Raw genomic sequence first — 20237 nt, 5'->3', positions numbered from 1 at the left:
CGGGCGCAGTGCGGTAGCGTGCCCGGGCACTCGTCCGGGTGACCGGACGTGCACGGAACTACCACCACCAGATCGGCCGCGGGCGCGGCGGGGGGAGCACGAGGACTGATGTACGGCCAGGGGCAGCAGCAGTATCCGCAGCAGGGACAGCCCTACGGGGGGCAGCCGTACGGCGCACCGCCGCCGCAGCAGCCGTACGGCGCCCCGCAGCCCCAGTACGGCTACCCGCCCCAGCAGCCCTACGGCGCCCCGCAGCCCCAGTACGGCGTGCCCCCGCAGGGCCCGTACGGCCAGCCGGGCTACCCGGCGCCGCCGCGCAAGGGCAAGGGCGGTCTGGTGATCGGCCTGGTCATCGGCGCCCTGGTGCTCGGTGGCGGCGGTTTCGCCGCGTGGAAGTTCCTCGGCGCGGGCAGCGACTCGGGCGGCAGCTACAAGATCTCCACGCCGCAGACCCTCCCCGACGGCTACACCCAGAAGACGGCCAAGGAGGAGGCGGTCGACACCTCCAAGCCGGAGGCCAAGGACGCCGACAAGTACGGCAGCAACCTCACCGTCGTGGTCGCCACCTACTCCAAGGCCGGCGACGTGACGGCCGGCCTCTCCGTGGCCGGCTTCTACGGGACGATCAACAGCCCCGACCAGATCATCGAGGACTCCAAGAAGGGCGGGAGCGGCCTCACCTGGTCCACCCCGCTGGCCGACTTCCCGGCCCAGGACAGCCACAGCTCCTCGGGCCGGCTCAGCTGCGGCGTCTTCTCGCTGCTCGCCGGCAAGGCCCAGTCCACCGTGTGCATCTGGGCGGACAAGTCCACCTACGCCCGTGTGACCTTCACCAACGCGAGCCTCACCGGGGGCGGCGGCACCGCCCTCACCCCCGCCCAGGCCGCGGACAAGACCCGCGCCGTCCGCGACGCCATGAAGGTCGCCAAGTAACCCGGGCCCGCACCCGGGGCATGCCGCAGCACCACCGCACCGCCGGAACTTCCGGCGGCATCCACGCGTGACGTCCCAGAAAGGGCCTCGCATGTCCGATCAGAACCCGTACGGGCCCCCGCCGCAGCCCGGCTACCCGGCGACGCCGCCGCCGGCCGCCCCCGGCTACGGCGCCGTCCCGCCGCAGGCCCCGCCGCCCGGCTACCCCGCGCCCGGCGCGCCCGGGGCCGACGGCTACCCGGGGTACGCGGAGGCGGCGCCCGGGGCCTACCCCGGCTACGGCGGGTACGCGCCGGTGCCGCCGCGCAAGTCCCGCAGGACGCTGTGGATCGTGCTCGGCACCATCGCCGCCGTGCTGGTGATCGTCGGCGGAGCCCTCGGCTACTTCATCTGGGACACGACCAGCAACGCCGGCACCCAGAAGATCGTCTTCCCGGCGACCTTCAAGGACCTCAAGGCCAACGACGACCCGGCGGTGACCGGGAAGATCCAGGACGAGCTCACCTCGAAGATCGGCCAGGGCGACGGAAACTGGAAGCCCACCGGCGTCGCCGGGGTCTACCAGGACTCCGACTCCAACCCCCAGCTGATCGCGGTGGGCGTCTACGGCAAGGTGCTGCTGCCCAAGCAGGAGCTGGACCAGATGTTCAGCGGCTTCACCGGCGCGGGCGCCAAGGTCACCGACCGGCACTCGGTCGACCCGGGCCCCAAGGGCGGTCAGATGGACTGCGCCACGTCCGAGGACGGCGAGAGCAAGCTCGCCCTCTGCGCCTGGGCCGACAACAGCAGCGTCGTCATGGTGCTGAAGGGCTCCGACGACGGCAGCCAGCCCGACGTGGACAAGCTCGCCGCCGACACCCGCGACCTGCGCGCGGTCGCCGAGGTGGCGAAGTAGGCAGCGGCCCCCGACGTGACGAAGGGGCCCCGCACCGGATCCGGTGCGGGGCCCCTTCGTACTTCCTCGGTGTCAGGCGCTCTTGTCGCGCCGCTCGCGCTTGATCATGTCGCGCGGGACCAGGGTGGGGATGGCGTGCTTGGAGACCACGTCCCCGGTGACCACCACGCGGGCGACGTCCTGGCGCGAGGGGACCTCGTACATCACGGACATCAGCACCTCCTCCATGATGGCCCGCAGACCACGCGCGCCGGTGCCGCGCAGGATCGCCTGGTCGGCGATCGCCTCCAGCGCGTCCCGGGAGAACTCCAGCTCCACGCCGTCCAGTTCGAAGAGCTTGCGGTACTGCTTGACCAGCGCGTTCTTCGGCTCGGTGAGGATCTGCAGCAGCGCCTCGCGGTCGAGGTTGTGCACGCTGGTGATCACCGGGAGACGGCCGATGAACTCGGGGATCATGCCGAACTTCACCAGGTCCTCGGGCATCACCTGGCGGAAGTGGTCGCTGGCGTCCGACTCCCGCTTGGAGCGGATGTTGGCGCCGAAGCCGATGCCCTTGGCACCCGCCCGGCCCTCGATGATCCGCTCCAGGCCGGCGAACGCGCCGCCGACGATGAACAGCACGTTGGTGGTGTCGATCTGGATGAACTCCTGGTGCGGGTGCTTGCGCCCGCCCTGCGGCGGCACCGAGGCGGTGGTGCCCTCCAGGATCTTCAGCAGCGCCTGCTGCACGCCCTCGCCGGAGACGTCACGGGTGATCGACGGGTTCTCGCTCTTGCGCGCGACCTTGTCGATCTCGTCGATGTAGATGATCCCGGTCTCGGCCTTCTTGACGTCGTAGTCGGCCGCCTGGATCAACTTGAGCAGGATGTTCTCGACGTCCTCGCCGACGTAACCGGCCTCGGTCAGCGCGGTGGCGTCCGCGATCGCGAACGGCACGTTCAGCATCCGGGCCAGGGTCTGCGCCAGCAGCGTCTTGCCGGAGCCGGTGGGGCCCAGCAGCAGGATGTTCGACTTGGCCAGCTCGATGGCGTCCTCGCGGCCGTTGCCGCCGCTGCGACCGGCCTCGCCCGCCTGGACGCGCTTGTAGTGGTTGTAGACGGCCACCGACAGGGCCTTCTTGGCGAGGTCCTGGCCGACCACGTACTGGTCGAGGAACTCGTAGATCTCACGCGGCTTCGGGAGCTCCTCGAAGCGCACCTCGGAGGTCTCGGCGAGTTCCTCCTCGATGATCTCGTTGCACAGGTCGATGCACTCGTCGCAGATGTACACGCCTGGGCCGGCGATCAGCTTCTTCACCTGCTTCTGGGACTTGCCGCAGAACGAGCACTTGAGCAGGTCGCCACCGTCTCCGATGCGTGCCACGAGGTGCTTCCCCTTCGCCAGGGGCCCCGCAGCGGTTCCGGGGCCTGGTGCTGTGGACCGTCAGCGCCGACGGCGCTCGGTCTCGCTATCCGACGGTACTCTGCCCGGCCCGTGATTCCGTCCTCTTCGCCGGGTCTGCCCTACGCCCTGGGCGAATTGATACCGAACAGATGCCGTGGCAGAACCCGCCGACGGGTCGGGGCGGGCCGCGCAACCGGGTGCGCGCCCCGCCCCGTCGGTGCCGGCCTCAGGAGGTCAGCGAGGTCTTGCGGGTGGAGATGATCTGGTCGACCAGGCCGTACTCGACGGCCTCCTCGGCGGTCAGGATCTTGTCGCGCTCGATGTCGTCGCGCACCTGCTCCACCGACTTGTTGGAGTGCTTGGAGAGCATCTCCTCCAGCTGCTCGCGCATCCGGAAGATCTCCTTGGCCTGGATCTCCAGGTCGGACACCTGGCCGCGGCCGGTCTCGGTGTACGGCTGGTGGATCAGGATGCGGGCGTTCGGCAGCGCCATCCGCTTGCCGGGGGTGCCGGCGGCGAGCAGCACGGCCGCGGCGGAGGCCGCCTGGCCCATGCAGACCGTGGTGATGTCCGGCTTGACGTACTGCATGGTGTCGTAGATGGCCGTCAGGGCCGTGAACGAGCCGCCGGGCGAGTTGATGTACATCTGGATCTCGCGGTCCGGGTCCATCGACTCCAGGCACAGCAGCTGCGCCATGATGTCGTTCGCCGAGACGTCGTCCACCTGCGAGCCGAGGAAGATGATGCGCTCCTCGAACAGCTTGGCGTACGGGTCGTACTCGCGGATGCCCTGCGTGGTGCGCTCGACGAAGCGCGGGACGATGTAGCGGCCCTCGGCGCGCATGTCCTCGACGCGGGCCTTCGCGGCCGACAGGCTGGGGATGTTCATGGGGGTTCTTGTCCTCCGGGGCGTTGTGGCTGTGGTCTCGTGGGCCGGGCCGAGGCTCAGGCGCCCGTGCCGCCGCCGCCGGGGACGTCCGCGGCGCTGTGCATGATCGCGTCGATGAGGCCGTACTCCAGGGCCTCCTCCGGGGTGAACCAGCGGTCGCGGTCCGAGTCCCGGGTGATCTGCTCGAAGGACTGGCCGCTGTGGAACGCGATCAGCTCGGACATCCGCTTCTTGGTGCGGAGCAGCTGCTCGGCCTGGATGCGGATGTCGGTGGCGGAACCGCCGAGGCCCGCGGAGGGCTGGTGCATCAGGATGTTGGCGTTCGGCAGCGAGAAGCGCTTGCCCTTGGCGCCGGCGGTCAGCAGGAACTGGCCCATCGAGGCGGCCATGCCCATCGCGATGGTGACGACGTCGTTCTTGATGTACTGCATGGTGTCGTAGATCGCCATGCCCGCCGAGATCGAGCCACCCGGGGAGTTGATGTAGAGGAAGATGTCCTTCTCGGGGTCCGCGGCCAGCAGCAGCAGCTGGGCGGTGATCTTGTTGGCGATGTCGTCGTCGACCTGCTGGCCGAGGAAGATGATCCGCTCGTTGAGCAGCCGGTTGTAGACCTGGTCGCCAAGGCCGCCGAGCACGTCACCAGCGGCGGCGTGCGGCGCCATCGGGCCAGGCATCTGCATCTGCGGGAACGTCACTTAGCCACCTGCTCAGTCGATTTGGAGGGCCGCTCCACGGCTCTCACGGTGTCGCACAGCTTCCGGGTATCACGTCGTGATTGTTGCTGTCCAAGGACCCTAACGCGCAGGCCCGGCCGCAGAATCCCTCACGCAGAACTGTTCGCTGTGAGCGCAGGGTCGCGTCGCGCGCGGGGGACGACAGCGGGCCCGGACACCGTACGGCGTCCGGGCCCGCTGTGTCGCCTCGAGGGGCTACCGGGGCGCTCAGGCCTCGGTGCCCTCCTCGGCCTTGTCCTCGACGGTCTCGGCGGCGGAGGCGTCGACGGTCTCGGCCGTCTCGTCCTCGTCGTCGTCGAAGTTGATCTCGTTGCCCTCGGTGTCGACGACCTTGGCGGCCTCGACCACGGTGGCCAGAGCCTTGCCGCGGGCGACCTCGCCGACCAGCAGCGGAACCTGGCCGCCCTGGACGACCTGCTGCGCGAACTGGTCCGGGGTGAGGCCCGAGCCGGCGGCGCGGCGGATGAGGTGCTCGGTGAGCTCCTCCTGGTTAACACCCAGCTCCTCGTTGGCGACGATCTGGTCCAGGACGAACTGGGTCTTGATGCCCTTCTTCGCCTGCTCCTCGATCTCCGCGTCCCACTCCTCGCGGGTCTTGCCCTGGGTCTCCAGGTAGGTCTCGAGGTTGAGGCCCATCGGCTCGAGCTGGTGGTGCTCGACGTTGTGCTTGCGGGTCTCGATCTCGTCCTTCAGGAGCTTCTCGGGGTACTCGATCTCAACCAGGGCGAGCAGCGCGTCGAGGACCTTCTCCTGGGCCTGGGTGGCCTGGTCGTACTCCTTCATGCGCTCCAGGCGCTTGCGGGAGTCGGCACGCAGGTCCTCCAGGGTGTCGAACTCGCTGGCCAGCTGGGCGAACTCGTCGTCCAGCTCCGGCAGCTCCTTCTCCTGGACGGCCGTGACGGTGACGGTGACCTCCGAGGTCTTGCCGGCCTGGGTGCCACCCTTGAGCTCGGTCTCGAAGGTCTTCTCCTCGCCGGCGGACAGGCCGGTCACGGCCTCGTCGATGCCGTCGATGAGGCGGCCCGAGCCGATCTCGTAGCTGACGCCGGTGGCGGTGCCGTCCTCCGGCACCTCACCGTCGACCTTGGCGACGAGGTCGACGACCACGATGTCACCGGCGGCCGCGGCGCGCTCGACGTCCTTGACCGACGAGAAGCGCTCGCGCAGCTGCTCCAGCGACTTCTCGATGTCCTCGTCGGAGACGGCGATCGGGTCGACGGTCACCTCGATGGAGGAGAACTCCGGCAGGGTGATCTCCGGGCGGATGTCCACCTCGGCGGTGAACTTCAGGTCACCGCCGTCGGCGATCGTCTCGACACCCTCGATGTTGGTGATGTCGGGCTGGCCGAGGACCTCGATCTTGCCCTCGTCGACGGCCTGCGTGTAGAAGCGCGGCAGGGCGTCGTTGACGGCCTCCTCCAGCACGGCACCACGGCCGAAGCGCTGGTCGATGACGCGAGCCGGGATCTTGCCCTTGCGGAAGCCCGGAACCGTGACCTGCTGGTTGATCTTCTTGTACGCCGCGTCGAGGCTGGGCTTGAGCTCCTCGAAGGGCACCTCGACGGTGAGTCGAACCCGGGTCGGGTTCAGAGTCTCGACGGCGCTCTTCACGGTTAGGTCTCCTATGGGCTTGCGGTCGGTTGCCTCCGCCCGTCCCTCGGCCCGGCCGGAGCCGGAACGGATGGGTCGGGCGAGACGGGCGATGGGCGGTTGGAGCTGCATCTCCCGTGTGGGTGGACGGTGAGCTTGACTCCTCGCCCTCGTGCGGTTGACCTGGGTGGACGCCACAGGGACTACCGCCAGCGCCCCATCCTACCGGTAGCACGAAAGGCGGACGCCAGACGCCACCGTACCGCCCAACAGAACAGGGCCCCGCCCCGGTGGGCGAGACCCTGCCGCACTGTCGGGGTGACCGGATTCGAACCGACGGCCTTCCGCTCCCAAAGCGGACGCGCTACCAAACTGCGCCACACCCCGTGGTGCCGAGAGGAAGCGTACACGCCGGGCCTGTACGGCTCGCCGAGTTATTCGGGGCGCGGCGGAAGAGGGATCCCGGGGAATGCGGTGTGCACGGAAGCGGCCGGAGCAGGTACGCTGTCTCCCGAACTTCCGGCCGGAGACGGCTGGGGGGTCGCGCGGGCGTAGCTCAATGGTAGAGCCCTAGTCTTCCAAACTAGTCACGCGAGTTCGATTCTCGTCGCCCGCTCCGACAGACCGGCCCCGGTGCGCCCAGCGCACCGGGGCCGTCGTCGTTCAGAGCCCGAGCCGGGCGGCCCGGGCGGCGGCCCGGTCGAGCAGCTGGTGCACGTCACCCTCCCGGGTGGTGGGGCGGTCGTTGTACTCGTCCGGGGAGCGCGCCGGGCGGCCGGTGGCGTGCAGCACCTCCATCAGCTGGACCCGCGCGGTGCGCACGGTCGCCGGGGTGCCGTAGCCGTACGCCAGGACGGCGGCCTGGGCGCCGAGCAGGCAGACCCGGCCGGCCGCGTCCCACATCGCGCCCTGCAGCCAGCCGTGGGCGCCGATGTAGCGGGAGGCGAGCCGCAGGTGGTCGGCGGCGGTGACCGGGACGGGCCGGGCGGGGCGGCGCAGGGCCCGGTCGAGCAGGGTGGCCCGGGGCGCCGGGTGGCCGGCGTGCCACGGGCTCGGGGTGCTCCCGTACGGACAGACGTACGGCCCGGGGGTGCGGGCGGGGGCGGGCAGCGAGGCCAGGTAGGCCTCGATCTCGGCGACCAGGCCGGAACCGTCCGGGAGGAGGGGCGGGAACGGCGGAGGTGGCGTCGGCGCCGGGCGGGATGTCGGCGCGGGGCGGGGTGTCGCGGCGGGGCGGGGCATGCGGGTTCTCCAGGCGGGCGGCCTTCGGTTTCCGCTCCCCAAAGTGGGGCATTCAGAACATTTCCGCGACCGGAGGTTCGGACTGCGCGCGCGGTTTCCCGCACGGCGGTCGGGCCGATAGCCTCGGCGGCGTTCGAGCGCAGTTCGAGCGCGACCTCACGCGCCGCGCTCCCGAGGTGGAGGAGTCCCGGTGGGTCCGCAGGAGCGACTGGCCGTCATACAGCGCTGTGTGATCCGGGAGATGGCACGGCTGGGCCAGGTGTTCCTTCCGGACGGCGAGGTGGTGCGCGGACCGGGCAGCACGGCGGTGGCGGTGCGCGAGCACCCCGGGGACGACGGCGGCGCCGGGCACGTGGACCTCGGCTTCGTGCTGCAGCTGGGCCGGGCGGACGCACCGGTGGTGTGGGACTGCGCGGCCGGCCTCGGCAAGACCGAGGAGGAGAAGCTCGCCAACGCGGTGAAGATGTGGGCGACCACCACCGCCTCGGTGCTGGTCGAGCTGGCGGACGGGCACGGCGTGCACGCCGACCGCCCCGACCTGCCGCAACTCCCGGGCTGGCGGGCGGTGCAGGGGCCGGCGGCGGTGTTCGGCTTCGGCAACGAGCACCTGGCGGCCTGGCTCGCCGAGCACCGGGTGCTGCCCGCGCTGGCGCCGGCGCTGCGCGGGGAACTGGCCGGGCCGGGACCGGTCGGGGTGAAGCTCTTCCTGGGCGGCAAGGCAGGCGACGACGTCGCCGAGGTCCGGGTGGACGGCGAGGTGTCGGAGGCGGCCTCCGCGGCGCTGCGCGCGCTGGACTGGCCGCGCGGCGAACGGCTGTGCTGGGCGCGGCTGTTCGTACTGCTGACGGCGGAGCGGGCAGCACCGTTCGCGGCCGCGCCGGCGGGCGCCGTGGCACCCGTTCCGGTACGTCCCCCCGCCCCGGCGGCGGCGCGCCCCCGGGGTCTGTTCGCTCGCTGGCGGGAGGCCAGGCGGGCCGGCCGGTAACGGCGGTTGTTCGTCCGCACGCTTCGAGCCGAAGGGCGGGCGGGGCCGACCGTCGGCCCGTACCCGGTCAGCCGCCGGTGATGCTGGAGATGCTGTGCGCCAGGTTGGCCAGCAGCGAGTTGATCGAGGTCGCCATCGTGGTCTCGTGCAGCATGAAGCCGAACAGGGCGGCGACGATCGCGTGCGGGATCTTCATCTGCTTGTTCCGGATGAAGATGATGCACAGGATCGCGAACAGGACCAGCGCGGAGACGGAGAGTGCCACCCGGACTCACTTCCTCGTTTCATAGCGTGGTGCCGCCGCCCGGCGGCACCTGCGAAGCCGGACCCCGGCCTGTCCGACGGTCCCGAGGCGGAATCGCGGACCGTCCGGCGCAGCGCCGGTGAGGGGGCCCGCGTCGGCCAGCCGTGTGGTGTGTCGCACGTGTCGCCCCCCATCCCCCGAATCCTGAACAGTCCCGCCCGGACTCAGTGTGGTCGACCGTGCCGATTGCGTAAAGGTCTGACTGTCGGCCCAGCGCCGACATCCTGCGATGCGAGACGAGTTTCCGCCGACCGGGACGATAGCGGAGCCGTTCTGACGAATCATCGGCGGGGCGGTGCTGAGCGGCCGGGAAACGCCCGGGAGCAGGGAACGGAAGCCGCTGATCCGGTCAGCCGACGGGGCGTCCGATATGGCCGAAGATCAGCTGCCAGGCTTGACAGCGACTGCCTGCGGCATGTGCCCCTCGCGGGCGGGCGGGCGAGTCACCGCCCCGAGCCGAAGGGGGGCGCCGGTGCCGAAAGGGAGAAGCGGGGGAGCGCCGACCGTCGGCACCGGGTCGGAGCGCCCCGGAGGCGAGCGGGCGAGTCACCGCCCGGAGGCGAGCGGGTGAGTATCAGTCGCGCCAGAGCAGCAGGACGGCGCGGTCGTCGTTGATGTCCCGGGCCACCGTCTCGATCAGTGCGGCCGCCGCGCCCGCGCCGCTGCCCGGGGCTCCGCCGGGGACCAGCCGGTCGGCCTCCCCCATCAGCCGGTCCATGCCCTCGGCGAGGTCCCGGCCGGGTGCCTCGACCATTCCGTCGGTGCACAGCATCAGCACGTCGCCCCGGTTCAGCCGGCCGCGCACGCCATCGAACTTGGCGCCGTCGTAGATGCCGAGCAGCGGGCCCTCGGCCTCCTTGACCTCCCAGCGCCCGGCGCCGGCCAGGCGTTGCATGCCGGGCAGGTGCCCGGCCGAGAGCAGTTCGTACTCGCCGGTGTCCAGGTCGAGCACCAGGTGGACGGCGGTGGCGAAGCCCTCCTCCCAGGACTGGCGCAGCAGGTAGCCGTTGGCGGCGGGCAGGAAGTCGTGCGCGGGCAGCGAGCCGACCAGCCCGCCGAAGGCGCCGGACAGCAGCAGCGCCCGCGAGCCCGCGTCCATGCCCTTGCCGGAGACGTCCGCGAGGACCACCTCCAGCAGCCGCTGGCCGGGGCCGGTGCGGGCGGCCACCACGAAGTCGCCGGAGAAGGACTGGCCGCCGGCCGGGCGCAGCGCCATGTCCGCGTGCCAGCCGGCCGGCAGCGCGGGCACCCGGCTCTGCACCCTCAGCCGCTCGCGCAGGTCGAACAGCATGGTGGAGCCGCCCCACCAGGGGACGCCGACCCGGGCCCGGAACTGGGCCAGCAGCAGGCCGCCCACCCCGGCGGCGCCGACCACCAGGGCGGCGCCGGGGGTCACGCCGTAGACGTAGGCCTCGGGGTTCTCGCTGGCGACCCGCTGGCCGGTGTGGATCACGGACTCGGCGGACAGCCCGAGGGCGGCCAGCGCGTAGAGCACCACCAGGCTGCCGGGGCGCAGCAGCAGCGCGCCGGCCAGGATCGGCAGGACCAGGGCGGTGGGCGGGGCCCAGTCGGGGATCCAGATGTTGAGCACGATCATCAGCGGGACGAGCAGGGCCAGCGCGCAGAGCACCGGCCAGTCGGCGGCGCCGCCGCGGAAGTAGTCGACCCCTGCCGTGCGCAGCCTTCGGCGGGCCCGGCGGAGCCTCTTGCGCAGCCGGGCCGTCACGGGCTCGGACGCCGGGGCGGCGCCGGGCCTCGTCGCAGTCGTCTGGGGCGGTGCGCCCGGCGGTCTGCCAGCCATGGGGTCCGACCCTATCCACGGGTGCGGCCCGGCGTCGACGGGCCGGGGGCGGGCGGTGGCGCGGGGGCGCGGACCGCTCGGCGGGTTTCGGCCGATCGGGGAGGTGGCGGGCACGGCGTCAGGAGGCGTGCGCCGGTTGGGCGTAGGGAGCCTGCGGGCGGAGCGTGCGCCCCGCGTGCGGGGACACGGGTGCGCCGGGGCCTGTGGCCGATCCCACAGGTGGCGCGGGGGCCGGGGACGACGGCGGCCGGCCGCACGGAGGGTGCGGCCGGCCGTCGGTGAGTGGTGGGTGGCGGGGTCAGCCCTGGGGGTGGTGGGCCGGGATCGGCGGGAGCTCGCCGGTGGTCTCGTACTCGCTGAGCATCTCGATCCGGCGGGTGTGCCGGGCCTCGCCGCTGTAGGGGGTGTTGAGGAAGACCTCGACGAACTTGGTGGCCTCCTCGACCGTGTGCATCCGCCCGCCGATGGAGATCACGTTGGCGTTGTTGTGCTGCCGGCCGAGCTCGGCGGTCTGCACGCTCCAGGCCAGCGCCGCGCGGACGCCCTTGACCTTGTTGGCGGCGATCGCCTCACCGTTGCCCGAGCCGCCGATCACGATGCCCAGGGCGTCCTCGTCGGCGGCGGTGCGCTCGGCGGCGCGCAGGCAGAACGGCGGGTAGTCGTCCTCGGCGTCGTAGATGTGCGGCCCGCAGTCGACCGGCTCGTGGCCGGCCCCCTTCAGCCACTCCACCAGGTGGTTCTTCAGTTCGTATCCGGCATGGTCGGAGCCCAGGTACACGCGCATGCCATGAGTGTGGCATGCGGGCGCGCCCGGGCCCGACAACGGGGGCGCCGGTGTCAGCGCCGGCCGAGCAGCTTCCAGGCGAGCGGCAGGGCGCCGGCGGCGAAGGCGGCCTTGAGCGCGTCGCCGACCAGGTACGGGTAGAGGCCCAGCTCGGCGGCGCGGGCGAGCGACACGTGCAGGCTGAGGGCCAGGTACGGGACGCCGACCGCGTAGATGGCGAGGCTGCCCAGGACCATGGTGACGGCGGTGTTCACCGGGGTGCGGTCGGCGCCGCGGCGGGCGAGCGCGCCGGTCAGGGCGGCGGCGAGGACGAAGCCGAGCACGTAGCCGAGGGAGGGCATGGCCCAGCCGGAGGTGCCCTCGGCGAACCAGGGCAGGCCCGCCATGCCGGCCAGCAGGTAGAGCGCGAGCGAGGCGACGCCGCGGCGAGCGCCGAGCGCGGTGCCGACCAGCAGGGCGGCGAAGGTCTGGCCGGTGACCGGCACCGGCGAGCCGGGGATGTTCACCGACAGCTGGGCGGCCACGCCGGTCAGCGCGGCGCCGCCGGCCACCAGGGCCAGGTCGCGGGCCTGGGCGCCGAGGCGGGTGGAGGCGGTGGGCAGCAGGTCGGCGAGGACGGCGCGGCGCGCTATCGGGGTGGTGGCAGTGGCCATCGGGGGCTCCTCGGTAAGGGTCCAGGTGAGTGAACAACTGTGAACTTACGTGGTGATCCACTGCGCCGCCGCCACGGTTTCGGACAAAGCAGCGCCCCCGGGCGTTGTCGGAACCGGCCCAGAGCGACGTTCCGTCAACATACCGACCCGTACGGTGGCCGGCCGGTCCGCATGGTGGGCGCCGGGGCGGGCACCCTTGGCATGGGCGGCGGGGCCCCGGATATTGGACAACTCATGCCGCATACCGCACAGTCTGGATCCAGCCCTATGGCCCCCACTCCCGCGCCCCCGGCACCCGGGACCACCGACAGCAGCCCACAGGCGTCCGGTGGCCAGCAGCTCAGCCACGGGCTCAAGCAGCGCCACCTGTCGATGATCGCCCTCGGCGGCGTCATCGGCGCCGGCCTGTTCGTGGGCTCCGGGGCGGGCATCGCCGCCGCCGGTCCGGCGATCATCCTCGCCTTCACCCTCTCCGGCCTGCTGGTCATGCTGATCATGCGGATGCTCGGCGAGATGTCCGCCGCCCGTCCGGCCTCCGGCTCCTTCTCGGTCCACGCCGAGAAGGAGATCGGCCCCTGGGCCGGGATCACGGCGGGCTGGATGTACTGGGTGATGCTCTGCTGCGGCGTCGCCGCCGAGGCCACCGCAGCCGGGAAGATCGTCAACGGCTGGATACCCGGGGTCTCCTCCTGGGTCTGGGTCGGCCTGTTCATGGTCTTCTTCTGCGCCAGCAACCTGACCGCGGTGAAGAACTTCGGCGAGTTCGAGTTCTGGTTCGCCGCCGTCAAGGTCGCCGCGATCGTCACCTTCCTGGTCCTCGGCGGGCTCGGCATCGCCGGCGTGATCGGCCCCGGCGCCCCCGGCGCCACCAACCTCACCGGCCACGGCGGCTTCCTGCCCAACGGCGTCAGCGGACTGATCGTCGGCCTGCTCGCCTCGGTCTTCGCGTACGGCGGCCTGGAGACCGTGACCATCGCCGCGGCCGAGTCCGACGACCCCAAGCGGAACGTCGCCAACGCGGTGCGCACGGCGGTGTGGCGGATCGCGATCTTCTACATCGGCTCGATGGCCCTGGTGGTCACCCTGGTCTCCTGGACGGACCCGGCGGTCGTCGCCGACGGCCCGTACGTCACTGTGCTGCGCCACCTCGGGGTCCCCGGGGCCGGGGCGATCATGGAGGTGGTGGTGCTGGTCGCGCTGCTGTCCGCGATGAACGCCAACATCTACGGCGCCTCCCGGATGGCGTACTCGCTGGTCGGCCGCGGCCAGGGGCCCAAGGCACTGGCCAAGGTCGGCGGCGGGGTGCCGCGCCGGGCCGTGCTCGCCTCCTGCCTGTTCGGCTTCGGCGCCGTGCTGGCCGCCAAGTTCTGGCCCGCCACCGTGTTCACCTGGCTGATGAACACCACCGGCGTCGCGATCCTGGTGGTCTGGCTGTTCATCTGCATCGTCCAGCTGCGGATGCGCCGCCGGCTGGAGCGCGAGGCGCCCGAGCTGCTCACCGTGAAGATGTGGGGCTACCCGTACCTGACCTGGATCGCCATGGCCGCGGTGGCCGGCATCCTCGCGCTGATGACCACCACCGAGGGCAACCGCCAGCAGCTGTACGCGGCCGGGGTGCTGGTAGCCCTGCTCATCACGGGCGGCCTGCTCAAGCAGCGCCGGGACGCGGCCGCGGGCTGACCCCGGCGGGAACGCGGAAGGGGCCCGGAACCACTCGGTTCCGGGCCCCTTCCGCGTTCGTCCCGGCCCACTCCTCCGGGCCGACTCCTCCGGGCCTACTCGAAGGAGGGGCCCGCCGTACGGGTGCGCTTGATCTCGTAGAAGCCCGGGGTGGAGGCCACCAGCAGGGTGCCGTCCCACAGCCGGGCCGCGGCCTCGCCCTTGGGCGCCGGGGTGACCACCGGGCCGAAGAAGGCGACCCGCTCGCCGTCCGCGCCCTCGACCGCGATCACCGGGGTGCCGACGTCCTCGCCGACCAGGGTGATGCCCTCCTTGTGGGAGGCGCGCAGGGCCTCGTCGTACGCGTCGGTGTCCGCCGCGTCCGCCAGCTCGACGGGCAGGCCCGCGGCCACCAGGGCGGCCTCGACCGTCTCCCGGTTCTGCGGCAGGCCCTGGTTGTGGAAGCGCAGGCCCAGCTCGGTGTAGAGGCGGCCCAGCACCTCCTCGCCGTGCTGCTGGGCGGCCGCGATGCACACCCGCACCGCGCCCCAGGCGTTGTCCAGCAGCTCGCGGTAGTTCTGCGGCAGGTCACGGTGCTCGTTGAGCACCGACAGGCTCATCACGTGCCAGTTCACGTCGACCGGGCGCAGCTGCTGGACCTCGATCAGCCAGCGGGACGTCATCCAGGCCCAGGGGCAGGCCGGGTCGAACCAGAAGTCGGCGGTCTTGCGCTCAGCGGCAGTCGTCACTGGGTCTCGTCCTTCGTGAGGTGTTCCGAGGCGGCGGGGCACAGCCCCATCCGAACCCCAACACCCGCGCGCCGCCGCTGATTCCGGCCCGGACGCGGCGGCCTGTGCAATGGTACCGGCCGGGGAGGCCGTGAAAGGATGCCCCTGCGTGCGCGAGGCACCCCGCGCGCGGACCCGCACCACCCACACACGCACCACCCACACGCGCACCACCGTGCGAGCCGGACAAAGGAGTACCGCCGTGCCGGGCAAGAACCTGAGCCGCGAGGAAGCACAACAGCGAGCCGGCGTCCTGGCCGTCGACGGCTACCTGGTCCGGCTGGACGTGACCTCGGCCCCCGACCCGGCCGCCGCCACCTTCCGCTCCACCACCACGATCACCTTCCGCTGCTCCCAGCCCGGCGCCGGCACCTTCCTCGACCTGCTCGCCCCCGCCGTCCGCTCCGTCACCCTCAACGGCCGCGAACTCGACCCGGCCACCGCCTACGACGGCGCCCGGGTACACGTCGACGGCCTGGCCGCCGAGAACGTCCTCACCGTCGAGGCCGACTGCGCCTACAGCCGCACCGGCGAGGGCCTGCACCGCTTCGTCGACCCGGTGGACGGCGAGACCTACCTGTACACCCACTACGAGCCGGCCGACGCCCGCCGGGTCTTCGCCAACTTCGAACAGCCCGACCTGAAGGCCCCGTTCACCTTCACCGTGACCGCCCCGGCCGCCTGGGACGTGCGCTCCAACGCCGCGCACGAGGCGGTCCGCACCGAAGGCGGCACCCGCACCTGGGAGTTCGCGCCGACCGCGCCGATCTCCACCTACCTCACCGCCGTGGTGGCCGGCCCGTACCACGTCGTGAACGACCACTACAGCCGCGAACTCCCCGACGGCACCGCCCTGGAGATCCCGCTCGCCGCGCTGTGCCGCAAGTCGCTGGCCCCGCACTTCGACGCGGAGGAGATCCTCGGCGTCACCAAGCTCGGACTGGACTTCTTCCACGAGGAGTTCGACTACCCGTACCCCTTCGGCAAGTACGACCAGGCCTTCGTCCCCGAGTACAACATCGGCGCGATGGAGAACCCCGGCTGCGTGACCTTCAAGGAGGAGTTCGTCTTCCGCTCGAAGGTGACCGACGCCGCCTACGAGGCGCGCGCCAACGTCGTGCTGCACGAGATGGCGCACATGTGGTTCGGCGACCTGGTCACCCCGCGCTGGTGGGACGACCTGTGGCTGAAGGAGTCCTTCGCCGACTTCATGGGCTCCTACGCCCTGATCGGCGCCCGCACCCGGTACTCCTCCGCCTGGGTCACCTTCGCCAACCAGCGCAAGGCCTGGGCCTACCGGCAGGACCAGTTCCCCACCACCCACCCGATCACCGCCGACATCCGCGACCTCGAGGACGCCAAGCTCAACTTCGACGGCATCACCTACGCCAAGGGCGCCTCCGTCCTCAAGCAGCTGGTCGCGTACGTCGGCTCGGAGGCCTTCTTCGAGGGCGCCCGCCGCTACTTCAAGCGCCACGCCTTCGGCAACACCGAACTGGGCGACCTGCTGGACGTCCTGGAGGAGACCAGCGGGCGCGACCTGAAGAGCTGGGCCGCCGCCTGGCTGCAGACCGCCGGCGTCAACGCGCTCACCCCGCAGGTCACCACCGACGCCGAGGGCCGGATCACCGAACTGGCCGTCCTCCAGGACGGCGAGGTACCGCGCCCGCACCGGATCGCGGTCGGCCTGTACGACCGGGACGCCGACGGCGCCCTGCTGTGCACCGAGCGGATCGAGCTGGACGTCACCGGCGCCCGCACCGTCGTCGCCGAGGCCGTCGGCCGCCGCCGCCCGGACCTGGTCCTGCTCAACGACGAGGACCTCACCTACTGCAAGATCCGCTTCGACGCCGACTCGCTGGAGACCCTGCGCACCGGCCTCGGCGACATCCGCGACGAACTGGCCCGGGCGCTCGCCTGGTCCGCCGTCTGGAACCTCACCCGGGACGGCCTGATGCCGGCCCGCGACTACGTCGCCCTGGTGCTGCGTTTCGCCGGCCAGGAGGGCAACATCGGCGTGCTGCAGTCGCTGCACGCCCAGTCCAAGACCGCCGTCGACCTGTACGCCGCCCCCGAGTGGCGCGCCGAGGGCGCGCGGAAGCTCGCCGACGGCGCCCTGAACGAGCTGCGCGCCGCTGTCCCCGGCAGCGACCACCAGCTCGCCTGGGCCCGCTTCCTGGCCCAGACCGCGGGCGGTGCCGAGCACCTCGGCCTGGTCCGCGGCCTGCTGGCCGGCAGCGCCCGGATCGACGGCCTGGAGGTCGACCAGGAGCTGCGCTGGTCGCTGTGGCTGGCGCTGGCCGCCGCCGGGCAGGCCACCGACGAGGAGCTGGCCGGCGAGCTGGCCGGCGACAACACGGCGGGCGGCAAGCGCCAGTACACCCAGTGCCTGGCCGCCCGGCCCACCCCGGAGGCCAAGGCCGCCGCCTGGTCGGCCGTGACCGACTCCGACGAGCTGCCGAGCGCCCTGGTCGAGGCCAACAGCGCGGGCTTCGCGATCCCCGCCCAGCGCGACCTGACCGCCCTCTACGCGGCGCCGTACTTCAAGCTGCTGGAACGGGTCTGGGCCGAGCGGACGATCGAGATCGCGATGCGGATCGTCAGCGGCTTCTTCCCGATCGCCCAGACGAACGAGCAGACCCTCGCCGAGGCGGACGCCTGGCTGGACGGCCACCCGCAAGCCGCCCCGGCGCTGCGCCGACTGGTGCTGGAGCGCCGGGACGACCTGGCCCGCGCCCTGCGGGCACAGGCCTGCGACCGGGTCTGACCGGCTGACGGAGGGGCCCGCCGACCGCGTGTCGGCGGGCCCCTCCGGCGTGTCCGCATCGCGTGGCCGTCCCGCGCGTCCGGGAACGCGGAAGGGGCCGGACCGCGTGGTGCGGTCCGGCCCCTTCAGGCGCTGTGGGCAGGCTCAGCCGATGAGCGAGCGCAGCACGTACTGCAGGATGCCGCCGTTGCGGTAGTAGTCCGCCTCACCGGGGGTGTCGATGCGGACGACCGCGTCGAACTCCTTGTCACCGGCCTTGACCTTGACGGTCTTCGGGGTGCGACCCTCGTTGAGCTCGGTCACGCCGGTGATGGAGAAGGTCTCCTCGCCGGTCAGGCCGAGGGACTCGGCGTTCTCGCCCTCCGGGAACTGCAGCGGCAGGACGCCCATGCCGATCAGGTTCGAGCGGTGGATGCGCTCGTAGGACTCGGCGATGACGGCCTTGACGCCCAGCAGCGCGGTGCCCTTGGCCGCCCAGTCGCGGGACGAGCCGGAGCCGTACTCCTTGCCCGCCAGGACGACCAGCGGGATGCCGGCGGCCTGGTAGTTCTGCGAGGCATCGTAGATGAACGACACCGGGGCGTCGGCCTGGGTGAAGTCGCGGGTGTAGCCGCCCTCGGTGCCCGGCGCGATCTGGTTGCGCAGGCGGATGTTGGCGAAGGTGCCGCGGATCATGACCTCGTGGTTGCCACGGCGCGAGCCGTAGGAGTTGAAGTCACGCTTCTCGACGCCGTTGGCGGTCAGGTACTGCGCCGCCGGGGTGCCCGGCTTGATGTTGCCGGCCGGGGAGATGTGGTCGGTGGTGACCGAGTCGCCCAGCTTGGCCAGGACGCGGGCGCCGGCGATGTCGGTCACCGGGCTCGGGGTCTTGGCCATGCCCTCGAAGTACGGGGGCTTGCGGACGTAGGTGGACTCGGCGTCCCACTCGAAGGTGTTGCCGGTCGGGACCGGGAGCGACTGCCAGCGGTGGTCACCGGCGAAGACGTCCTGGTAGCCCTTGTCGAACATCGCCTCGTCGATGGAGCCGGCGACGGTGTCGGCGACCTCCTGCTCGGACGGCCAGATGTCGGCGAGGAAGACGTCGTTGCCGTCGGCGTCCTGGCCCAGGGCGTCCCGGGTGATGTCGATGTTCATGTTGCCGGCGAGGGCGTAGGCGACCACCAGCGGCGGGGAGGCCAGGTAGTTCATCTTGACGTCCGGGTTGATCCGGCCCTCGAAGTTGCGGTTGCCGGAGAGCACCGAGACGACCGCGAGGTCGGACTCGTTGACGGCGGCCGAGACCTCCTCGGGCAGCGGGCCCGAGTTGCCGATGCAGGTGACGCAGCCGTAGCCGACCAGGTTGAAGCCCAGCTTCTCCATGTACGGGAGCAGCCCGGCCTTCTCGTAGTAGTCCATGACGACCTTGGAGCCGGGCGCCAGGGTGGTCTTGACCCAGGGCTTGACGTGCAGGCCCTTCTCCACGGCCTTCTTCGCCAGCAGGGCGGCGCCCAGCATGACGGAGGGGTTGGAGGTGTTGGTGCAGGAGGTGATCGAGGCGATCACGACCGCGCCGTTGTCGATCTCGTAGGTCGAGCCGTCGGGGGCGGTGACGGTGGTCGGCTTCGAGGCCTCGGCGGAGTAGGCCGGCAGCGCCTCGGCGAACTTCTGGGCAGCCTCGGCCAGGACCACGCGGTCCTGCGGGCGCTTCGGGCCGGAGATCGACGGGACGACGGTGGAGACGTCCAGCTCCAGGTACTCGGAGTAGACCGGCTCGACCGACGGGTCGTGCCAGAGGCCCTGCTCCTTGGCGTACGCCTCGACCAGGGCGAGCTGCTGCTCGTCACGGCCGGTCAGGCGCAGGTAGTTGATGGTCTCGGCGTCGATCGGGAAGATCGCGCAGGTCGAGCCGAACTCCGGCGACATGTTGCCGATGGTGGCGCGGTTGGCCAGCGGGATGGCGCCGATGCCGTCGCCGTAGAACTCGACGAACTTGCCGACCACACCGTGCTTGCGCAGCATCTCGGTGATGGTGAGCACCAGGTCGGTGGCGGTGGTGCCGGCCGGCAGCTCGCCGGTCAGCTTGAAGCCGACCACGCGCGGGATCAGCATGGAGACCGGCTGGCCGAGCATGGCGGCCTCGGCCTCGATGCCGCCGACGCCCCAGCCCAGCACGCCCAGGCCGTTGACCATGGTGGTGTGCGAGTCGGTGCCGACGCAGGTGTCCGGGTACGCCTGGCCGTTACGGACCATGACGGTGCGGGCCAGGTGCTCGATGTTCACCTGGTGGACGATGCCGGTGCCCGGCGGGACCACCTTGAACTCGTCGAAGGCGGTCTGGCCCCAGCGCAGGAACTGGTAGCGCTCCTTGTTGCGGCCGTACTCGATCTCGACGTTCTGGGTGAACGCGTCCTTGGTGCCGAACTTGTCGGCGATGACCGAGTGGTCGATGACCAGCTCGGCCGGGGCCAGCGGGTTGATCTTGGCCGGGTCGCCGCCCAGCTCCTTGACGGCCTCGCGCATGGTGGCGAGGTCGACCACGCACGGAACGCCGGTGAAGTCCTGCATGATCACGCGGGCGGGCGTGAACTGGATCTCCTGGCTCGGCTGGGCGTTCTCGTCCCAGTTGCCGAGGGCGCGGATGTGGTCGGCGGTGATGTTCGCGCCGTCCTCCGTGCGGAGCAGGTTCTCCAGCAGCACCTTGAGGCTGTAGGGCAGCCGCTCGGAACCCTCGACGGCGGAGAGCTTGAAGATCTCGTACGACTCGTCGCCCACCTGCAGCGAGCTGCGGGCGTCGAAGCTGTTCGCGGACACGACTGACTCCTTCTGGGTGCTTCGTGCGATATCCGGCCGC

The 20237-nt window shown here is 71.5% G+C and carries 16 protein-coding genes and 2 tRNA genes; 6 read left to right on the top strand and 12 right to left on the bottom strand.

Going from position 1 to position 20237, the window contains the following annotated elements; translation table 11 throughout:
- Nucleotides 1-108: 108 nt before the first annotated feature.
- Entirely contained in the window at nucleotides 109-933 is an 825-nt protein-coding gene (locus tag BOQ63_RS29465; RefSeq protein WP_030283765.1) for a hypothetical protein, read from the top strand.
- Between the two features lie 91 nt (nucleotides 934-1024).
- Nucleotides 1025-1828, top strand: a complete 804-nt coding sequence (locus tag BOQ63_RS29460; protein WP_030557945.1) for a hypothetical protein — start codon at nucleotides 1025-1027, stop codon at nucleotides 1826-1828.
- A gap of 72 nt (nucleotides 1829-1900) precedes the next feature.
- Here BOQ63_RS29460 and clpX read toward each other — a convergent pair whose 3' ends face one another.
- From clpX to BOQ63_RS29435, 5 genes are all read right to left on the bottom strand, one after another.
- The gene (clpX, locus tag BOQ63_RS29455; RefSeq protein ID WP_030283761.1) at nucleotides 1901-3190 is read right to left on the bottom strand and encodes an ATP-dependent Clp protease ATP-binding subunit ClpX; all 1290 of its coding nucleotides are present in this window, start codon (nucleotides 3188-3190) and stop codon (nucleotides 1901-1903) included.
- Nucleotides 3191-3437: 247 nt separating this feature from the next.
- Entirely contained in the window at nucleotides 3438-4100 is a 663-nt protein-coding gene (locus BOQ63_RS29450) for an ATP-dependent Clp protease proteolytic subunit (RefSeq protein ID WP_030283759.1), read from the bottom strand.
- Nucleotides 4101-4156: 56 nt separating this feature from the next.
- Entirely contained in the window at nucleotides 4157-4774 is a 618-nt protein-coding gene (locus BOQ63_RS29445) for an ATP-dependent Clp protease proteolytic subunit (RefSeq protein ID WP_046386806.1), read from the bottom strand.
- A gap of 267 nt (nucleotides 4775-5041) precedes the next feature.
- A complete protein-coding gene (gene tig / locus BOQ63_RS29440; protein ID WP_072655228.1) occupies nucleotides 5042-6445 on the bottom strand; it encodes a trigger factor in 1404 nt (467 codons plus the stop codon).
- Between the two features lie 292 nt (nucleotides 6446-6737).
- Nucleotides 6738-6811: transfer RNA gene (locus tag BOQ63_RS29435), tRNA-Pro, on the bottom strand.
- A gap of 158 nt (nucleotides 6812-6969) precedes the next feature.
- On the opposite strand from BOQ63_RS29435, the gene BOQ63_RS29430 reads away from it, so the two are divergent.
- Nucleotides 6970-7040, top strand: a tRNA-Gly gene (locus tag BOQ63_RS29430).
- A 47-nt stretch (nucleotides 7041-7087) separates the two neighbouring features.
- Here BOQ63_RS29430 and BOQ63_RS29425 read toward each other — a convergent pair.
- Nucleotides 7088-7666: a DUF6197 family protein gene (locus BOQ63_RS29425; protein WP_050366790.1), complete on the bottom strand. Its 579-nt coding sequence runs from the start codon at nucleotides 7664-7666 to the stop codon at nucleotides 7088-7090.
- 190 nt (nucleotides 7667-7856) lie between these two features.
- Between BOQ63_RS29425 and BOQ63_RS29420 the strand changes: the two genes are divergently transcribed.
- Nucleotides 7857-8651, top strand: coding sequence for a DUF6348 family protein (locus tag BOQ63_RS29420; RefSeq protein ID WP_030557942.1), 795 nt, complete (start codon nucleotides 7857-7859; stop codon nucleotides 8649-8651).
- Nucleotides 8652-8718: 67 nt separating this feature from the next.
- Here the strand turns inward: BOQ63_RS29420 and BOQ63_RS29415 are convergent, their stop codons facing one another.
- The 4 genes from BOQ63_RS29415 to BOQ63_RS29400 all read right to left on the bottom strand — a co-directional run bounded on the left by BOQ63_RS29415 (nucleotide 8719) and on the right by BOQ63_RS29400 (nucleotide 12193).
- Nucleotides 8719-8916, bottom strand: a complete 198-nt coding sequence (locus BOQ63_RS29415) for a hypothetical protein (RefSeq protein WP_030283748.1) — start codon at nucleotides 8914-8916, stop codon at nucleotides 8719-8721.
- Nucleotides 8917-9529: 613 nt separating this feature from the next.
- Nucleotides 9530-10756 (bottom strand): PP2C family protein-serine/threonine phosphatase, encoded by a 1227-nt coding sequence (locus tag BOQ63_RS29410; RefSeq protein WP_078656767.1) that lies wholly within the window; start codon nucleotides 10754-10756, stop codon nucleotides 9530-9532.
- 298 nt (nucleotides 10757-11054) lie between these two features.
- The gene (locus BOQ63_RS29405; protein ID WP_030283744.1) at nucleotides 11055-11540 is read right to left on the bottom strand and encodes a ribose-5-phosphate isomerase; all 486 of its coding nucleotides are present in this window, start codon (nucleotides 11538-11540) and stop codon (nucleotides 11055-11057) included.
- Nucleotides 11541-11593: 53 nt separating this feature from the next.
- A complete protein-coding gene (locus BOQ63_RS29400) occupies nucleotides 11594-12193 on the bottom strand; it encodes a biotin transporter BioY (protein WP_030283741.1) in 600 nt (199 codons plus the stop codon).
- Nucleotides 12194-12460: 267 nt separating this feature from the next.
- On the opposite strand from BOQ63_RS29400, the gene BOQ63_RS29395 reads away from it, so the two are divergent.
- The gene (locus tag BOQ63_RS29395) at nucleotides 12461-13873 is read left to right on the top strand and encodes an amino acid permease (protein WP_030558000.1); all 1413 of its coding nucleotides are present in this window, start codon (nucleotides 12461-12463) and stop codon (nucleotides 13871-13873) included.
- 95 nt (nucleotides 13874-13968) lie between these two features.
- Here BOQ63_RS29395 and BOQ63_RS29390 read toward each other — a convergent pair whose 3' ends face one another.
- Nucleotides 13969-14601 (bottom strand): DsbA family protein, encoded by a 633-nt coding sequence (locus BOQ63_RS29390; protein WP_030283737.1) that lies wholly within the window; start codon nucleotides 14599-14601, stop codon nucleotides 13969-13971.
- Nucleotides 14602-14842: 241 nt separating this feature from the next.
- Between BOQ63_RS29390 and pepN the strand changes: the two genes are divergently transcribed.
- A complete protein-coding gene (gene pepN / locus BOQ63_RS29385; RefSeq protein WP_030283735.1) occupies nucleotides 14843-17407 on the top strand; it encodes an aminopeptidase N in 2565 nt (854 codons plus the stop codon).
- 144 nt (nucleotides 17408-17551) lie between these two features.
- Here pepN and acnA read toward each other — a convergent pair whose 3' ends face one another.
- Entirely contained in the window at nucleotides 17552-20197 is a 2646-nt protein-coding gene (gene acnA / locus BOQ63_RS29380; RefSeq protein ID WP_030283733.1) for an aconitate hydratase AcnA, read from the bottom strand.
- Between the last annotated feature and the right edge of the window lie 40 nt (nucleotides 20198-20237).

Origin of the sequence: Streptomyces viridifaciens (assembly GCF_001888885.2) — a bacterium.
GTDB classification, from domain to species: Bacteria; Actinomycetota; Actinomycetes; order Streptomycetales; family Streptomycetaceae; genus Kitasatospora; species Kitasatospora aureofaciens.
This window is presented reverse-complemented; position numbering and strand designations above follow the sequence as displayed.